Raw genomic sequence first — 4,791 nt, forward strand, 5'->3', positions numbered from 1 at the left:
ACGGGTTTCACAGATTCGAAATTATGGCCGCTCTGTTCAACGGGATTACATTGTTTGTCATCGCCGGATTTATTCTGTGGGAAGCGTTCCAGCGCTTCAATGCGCCTCCGGAGGTTGCCAGCGGCACCATGATCATCATCGCTGCAGTCGGACTGCTGGCCAACCTCGTCAGCGCCTGGTCGCTGATGCGCAAAAGCAGCGGAACCGCGAACATCAACATCCGCAGCGCTTATCTGCATATTGTCAGCGATGCCCTTGGCTCCGTAGGGGCACTGCTTGCCGGGCTTGTCATGAATGTATTCTCCTGGTACATTGCCGATCCCATAATCAGCGTAATTGTGGCGCTGCTCATCCTGCGGAGCGCCTGGAGCGTAATCAGGCAGGCTTTCCATATCCTGATGGAGGGCACCCCGCTCACAGTGAATTCCGATGATGTCCGAAGAGCGCTGCTGCATATCGATGGCGTCATTGATGTTCATGATCTGCATATCTGGAGTATCACATCAGGACTAGATGCACTGAGCGCCCATCTGCTGATAGAAGATCACAGCGGCCAGCAGGACATTCTGCAGCAGGCCGTGCGCCTTGTAGAGCAGAAGTTCGGCATTCAGCATGCCACCCTGCAAGTGGAGAACTCTTCCCTACAGCATGACCATTTGAAAGTATAAGCCTGCCTGATTCATGCCAAAAAGAAACCGTCCCTGAGGCTTATTAGCCGTTAGGGGCGGTTTCTTCCGTCTAGCCCATCTATTCGTGCCGGATATGCTCATGCGTCTGCAGAAAAATCTGCTCGACATGCGCATCGTTCAGCGAATAATATACCGTCTTGCCTTCTTTGCGGCGCTTCACAATCCGCAGATTACGCAAATAGCGTAGCTGATGGGATACCGCCGATTGCCCCATGTCCAGGATGGAGGACAAATCGTGCACACACAGCTCTCTCTGTGACAATGCGTAGATGAGCCGCACCCTTGTGGGGTCGCCCAGCGCTTTGAACATCTCGGCCATTTTATCCGTGGTTCCCCGGTCAGGCAGAATGAGCGCCGCAGTCTCAGGCCCCAGCTCCGAACCACTACATGTGTTGTCGCATTCTTCAAGTGCCGCCGGCTCCATGCTCTCGCCCTCCTAGTTATGCTTCTCCGGTTGCACCGGTCGTTAATAAGATCTTCTACGATTAATTATAGAAAAAACTTTACACGATGTCCATGGAGAAGGCTTCCGTAGCAAAAAGCATAGCGGCCCGAGGGAACGGACGGTTAGACAGCCTTATGCCGGAAGGATAGCAGACCTGCGGTCAGAAATAGAAGCAGACTGCCGGACACTACAAGCATCAGCGTCTCCCCCGGCAGATTAAAGGCACCAAACTTGTCATCCCCCAACGGTGACATGGCCAGCAAAGGCTGGACCCATGGATAGTACGGACCATAAGTCGACGAATTGGCGATCAGCATATTCGGTATGGTCAGGCTTACGTTCACCGCCAGCGGTGCACCAAAGCTGCTCCAGCCTTGAGATACTCCCAGCTGCAGTGCCGCCAGCGGCAGACAGGCAAACCAGCCTCCGGCCAGGCTGGAGAAGAACAGCGCCCAGGGTACAGCCCCTTCAGCCCCGCGGTATATGCCCATCCCCAGCAGTGCTGCAAGAAATACCAATTGTACGGAAGCCAGCAGCACCATAATTACAGTGAATTTGGCGAGGTAGACAGAATTCCTTGTTACGGGAAGCGACAGCAGCATTTTCCAGCCGCCGTCGCTATGCTCGGCACGGCAGATCAACGCGGCGAAGATCCCTGAAAGTACCGGCAGAAACAATAAAGCATGGACTAACGACATGACATTAAGCAGCAACTGCCAGGTCATAGCCTCCCCATCCTGCTGCACATCCGCCAGCGCTCCAACAAGCAGTGCAACCGCCGGACTGACGAGAATCAGCAGCCAGACATTGGACCTCGACATCTTCAGTCTCTCCGACGAGAGAATTCGCAAGTAGCTCCGCATCGTTAGTCCACATCCTTTCGCACAAAATGAACAGCTCCCGGTATAATCACCAGCAGGCCAAGGAGCAGGCCGGACACTATGAATTGCCACGGTGAATCCGCACTCCAGGCCAAGGCAGGCCATGTCAGAGGTATCCATTCAGACAGGAACATAGCGAACAGGCTGAGCAGCGACAAGGTAATGCCGAGGGCTACCGGAAGGGTCTGATTACGGCTCGACAACGAGAACCATAGCTGCAGCGCAATCACAGGCAGTGCGGCAGCATAAGAAGATAAACCGATCCGAAGAATATCAGGATAGGGGACTGCCTGTGAACCAAACCCGAGGATCAGCCCTAAGACCAGGGTTCCTGCAGACAGCAGCAGACAAGAGCAGGCCAGCAGCAGCAGACAGAGCAGCAGCTTGGACATAAAGACAGAAATCCGCGAGATCGGCAACGCCAGCAGCTGTTTCCATGAGCTCATCTGATGCTCAACATTTGCGATCAGCGAACAGATCAGCGTCCCTCCCAGATATAGGGCCACCGGCACGAAATCGGCCACATTGCTCAGCAATCCGCCCCAGAGGTCTGCACGATACTGGTCCTTCAAATAATCATAGCGTATCCCGAAGTTCAGTCCCTGCATCAGAATAAGCCCAAGCGGACCCAGAAAGACCAGAAACCACAGCCCCTTGCCGCGTATCTTCAGCCAGTCTGCAGATAATGCCCGCCACATCATGATGCGCCTCCCTCAACCACCTGCAGGAAGAACTGCTCCAGTGACTGCCGGTGTTCTTCCACCCGGTAGACCGCATGCCCATTCTCCACCAGTTCCTTAATCAGTAGCGCCACTTCTTTATCGCTCATCCGGGGCAGAACCACCCGGCTCTCCTGCAGGGAGCCGCCGCAGCCTCTGCGTTTCGCCAGCTCCAGCGCAGCTTCGGGTTCGGACACGGCCAGCCGCAGCTCCCCGGCCGCCTGCTCCTGGAGATGGGCAATCGTGTCCTGATAGACCATCTTGCCTTGGCGGATAATGCCGACGGTATCGGCCATCTGCTCGATTTCACTCAGCAGGTGGCTCGATACCAGCACGGTAATTCCCTGCTCTACGGGAAGACGTTTAATCAGCGAACGGATCTCCTGGATCCCTGAAGGATCGAGGCCGTTCGTCGGCTCGTCAAGAATCAGCAGCTCCGGGCTGCCCAGCAGTGCGGCTGCTATGCCCAGCCGCTGCTTCATTCCGAGCGAGAACCCCTTGACCGGCCGCTTCTCTTCACCGGTTAAGGACACAATGTCCAGTACCTCAGCAATTCGGCTTTTGGGCACATCCAGAATCCGGCGGATCGCTTCCAGATTGTCCACTGCACTCAGATGCCCATAGTAGGAAGGAGACTCTACGAGTGAGCCTACCTTGCGCAGGATCTGCAGCTTATGCTTCCGCAGCTCCTGGCCGAAAATCTCAATCCGGCCGGAGGTCGGCTTGATCAGCCCTAACAGCATGCGGATGGTCGTTGTTTTGCCGGCGCCATTCGGTCCGAGGAACCCGTAGATTTCCCCTTTCCCTATATTCAGGTCCAGATGCTCTACCGCGGACCGGCCGCGGTAGACTTTCAATAAATCACTTGTTTTGATCACTGTTTGCTTCATTGTTCTCTTCACCCCGGTATCTAGCATATCGTCCCGAGGTTAAAGCAGCGGCTGGTGCAAGTTTAAATTTTGTTTAAATTTCGCTCCGGAGCCTGGCCGATCACAATCGAAGTCCCCTGCGGTGAGCTATCCGTTCTCCACTCCAGCTCCATTCGCTTCAGCAGTAAATCGACGATGGACAGGCCGAGTCCTGCACCTTTGGATTCTGAAGGACTCTCCATCCCCTTACCGTGGTCCGAGATCACAATCACACGCTGTCCCTTCCGGACATCCGCCCGGACCCGACATACTGCCCGTCATGTGCGTGGCGCATAATATTCTGGAAAAGATTATCGAGAATCCGGCGGAACCAGCTTTCATCAATGACCCAATAAAGCGGCTCAGCCTCCAGATCAATCGCCGCCTCAAAGCCTTCCTTCTCCCATAGCGGGTACCAGGCAGCAGCACTCTCCCGCAGCACCCGCAGCACATCCTTCTGCTCCAGCTTCAGGGTCATCCGGCCGCTGCTGAGCAGATTGTATGACAGCAGATTCTCGATCAGGCCGCTAAGGCTGTCAATCCTGATATCCATCAGCTCCAGCGATTCCTGTCCACGCTGTGACAGAACTTCCTTGCCGAGAACATGAAGATGGCTGCGGATCACAGTCAGCGGGGTACGCAAATCATGGGACAGATCCGATACCAGCCGCTTGCGCAGCCCTTCCTCCTCCAACTCGCGCTGACGGCTGGCGGAAAGCTCGGCCACCATAGAGTTAAAAGCCTCCTCAAGGCGGCCAATCTCATCTGCCCTGCCGGGGGCTATCGGCTGCGGAATGCCGGAGCCTCCCGTAAAGCTCATAGCGGTCTGCAGCCGGAGCAGCCGCTTGCGGATGCCGATGAAGAAGAGCCAGGAAACCGCAATAAACAGGGCGAAAATGATCAGCAGAACTAGAACATACCATGAACCTATACTCCTGACCTGATAGTCTCCTGTAACAACCGCCGGAATTTGCATGACCATAAAGCCTTGCCCGGCATCCATCTCATCACCCACAAACGCGACGATGGCCAGCGGATCCTGCTTCGTGCTCTCTTTCATGAAAGCGATCGCTTCAGGCGCACCCCACTGCTGCGGAAGCATATCAGCGCGGAGCTGCTCCCGCATCCGGGGATCATCTGGTGTAAGCG

The 4,791-nt window shown here is 55.4% G+C and carries 6 protein-coding genes and 1 pseudogene; 1 reads left to right on the forward strand and 6 read right to left on the reverse strand.

Annotated features, from left to right (window positions below; all coding sequences use genetic code 11):
• Positions 1 to 668: pseudogene (locus AQR02_RS25400) on the forward strand (cation diffusion facilitator family transporter); the annotation flags it as partial.
• 79 nt (positions 669 to 747) lie between these two features.
• Here AQR02_RS25400 and AQR02_RS25405 read toward each other — a convergent pair.
• The 6 genes from AQR02_RS25405 to AQR02_RS25430 all read right to left on the reverse strand — a co-directional run.
• The gene (locus tag AQR02_RS25405; RefSeq protein ID WP_054943168.1) at positions 748 to 1,113 is read right to left on the reverse strand and encodes an ArsR/SmtB family transcription factor; all 366 of its coding nucleotides are present in this window, start codon (positions 1,111 to 1,113) and stop codon (positions 748 to 750) included.
• A gap of 143 nt (positions 1,114 to 1,256) precedes the next feature.
• Positions 1,257 to 1,997, reverse strand: a complete 741-nt coding sequence (locus tag AQR02_RS25410) for an ABC transporter permease (protein WP_054943169.1) — start codon at positions 1,995 to 1,997, stop codon at positions 1,257 to 1,259.
• A 2-nt stretch (positions 1,998 to 1,999) separates the two neighbouring features.
• Positions 2,000 to 2,716 (reverse strand): ABC transporter permease, encoded by a 717-nt coding sequence (locus AQR02_RS25415; protein ID WP_054943170.1) that lies wholly within the window; start codon positions 2,714 to 2,716, stop codon positions 2,000 to 2,002.
• On the reverse strand, positions 2,713 to 3,624 hold the full coding sequence (locus AQR02_RS25420) for an ABC transporter ATP-binding protein (protein ID WP_054943171.1): 912 nt from the start codon (positions 3,622 to 3,624) through the stop codon (positions 2,713 to 2,715). The genes AQR02_RS25415 and AQR02_RS25420 overlap by 4 nt, the downstream gene beginning before the upstream one ends.
• A gap of 62 nt (positions 3,625 to 3,686) precedes the next feature.
• Positions 3,687 to 3,875, reverse strand: coding sequence for an ATP-binding protein (locus tag AQR02_RS25425; RefSeq protein WP_054943172.1), 189 nt, complete (start codon positions 3,873 to 3,875; stop codon positions 3,687 to 3,689).
• On the reverse strand, positions 3,872 to 4,791 hold a 920-nt coding region (locus tag AQR02_RS25430), incomplete at its 5' end, for a HAMP domain-containing sensor histidine kinase (RefSeq protein ID WP_167347638.1). The genes AQR02_RS25430 and AQR02_RS25425, both read right to left, overlap by 4 nt.

Origin of the sequence: Paenibacillus ihuae, assembly GCF_001368795.1 — a bacterium.
In the GTDB taxonomy this organism is placed as follows: Bacteria; Bacillota; Bacilli; order Paenibacillales; family Paenibacillaceae; genus Paenibacillus_AQ; species Paenibacillus_AQ ihuae.